A 1,232-nucleotide genomic window follows, 5' to 3' on the forward strand; every position below is an offset into this window, starting at 1 on the left:
AAATACAATCACCACGGCCGCAATCAAATTATCGATAAAGTTGGCTACGGATGCTCGAACAGATTCCGATTGCATTGAGATCGTGTGCAGTTCAATACCAAGAGGACGTTGGCTTTCCAACTCAGCTAAACGTGCTTTTACCGCATCTCCCATATCCACAACGTTACCGCCAGTGATATTAGAAATACCAAAACCAACTGCTCGCTCTCCGTTGTAACGCATTAACATCGATGGCGGCGTCTTATAACCGCGTGTGATGTCAGCAATGTCGCCTAGAGTCACAATGACATTATTCTGTCCGACGGCGACTTGAAGGTTACGCAGATCATCAAAACTCGTTAGGCTAGAACGTGGAATCACCGGAATGTTCATGACACCGTTGTCGAGGTTGCCCGCCACTGTCACCACACTTTGCTTTTGTAGCACTTGTATGACGTTATTAACCGATAGACCGTATTCTGCTAGCCTATCGCTCGCAATTTCGATGAAGATGGTTTCTTGCTGCTCAGCCAGCGTCGCGGCTTTTGCAACACCCGGAACCAACACCAACTCTCGACGTAGAGAATCGACATAGTCTTGCAGTTGTTTATCGCTAAAGCCCTCGCCCGTCACCGCAAAAAATAGAGAGTAGACGTCGGAGAAGTCATCATTAACAATAGATGGCCCTGCTCCTCTTGGCAGTTGCCGCTGCGCATCGGCGACTTTGCGTCTTAGCTTGTCCCAGACCTGTTGCAACTCGTCACTTGTTTTGGAAAATTCCAGCTTTATTTCCACAGTGACTTCCGAGCGGCCGAGCAAGGAAACCGACTTAACCTCTTTAAGCTCCTGCAGTGATTGGACGGCCCCTTCAATCACATCCGTTACTTCATCGGACACTTCCTGAGCGGTTGCGCCCGCATACGGCGTAATTATCACGGCTTGGCGAATAACAAACTCTGGATCTTCAAAGCGACCCAATTTCAAATAACTGATGTAACCACCGATTAACGTAAGCGCAATCAATACCCACACGCTTGTACGCTTGGCGATGGTATAACGTGCAATATCCATGTTTACGCTCCATTCTCATCAGTATATGGGCGTACTTCCATATCTTCTTTTGCCGACGATACACCTGCGATTAGGACTTGCTCACCTTGTTTAAGGCCATCTTTGATGACCACGCGATCTTTATACACGGTCCCCACATCGACAAAACGTTTCTTAACACGATTATCACTGGTTACGATCCA

General features: G+C 47.6%; 1 protein-coding gene and 1 pseudogene. Both read right to left on the bottom strand.

The genetic code is table 11. The features are described 5' to 3' along the window. A partial coding sequence (locus D8S93_RS24740; protein WP_193621680.1) for an efflux RND transporter permease subunit occupies positions 1 to 1,050 on the bottom strand: 1,050 nt, incomplete at its 3' end. Between the two features lie 2 nt (positions 1,051 to 1,052). Further along, positions 1,053 to 1,232: pseudogene (locus tag D8S93_RS24975) on the bottom strand (efflux RND transporter periplasmic adaptor subunit); the annotation flags it as partial.

Source organism: Vibrio sp. VGrn 2 (assembly GCF_009361695.1).
GTDB classification, from domain to species: domain Bacteria; phylum Pseudomonadota; class Gammaproteobacteria; order Enterobacterales; family Vibrionaceae; genus Vibrio; species Vibrio diabolicus.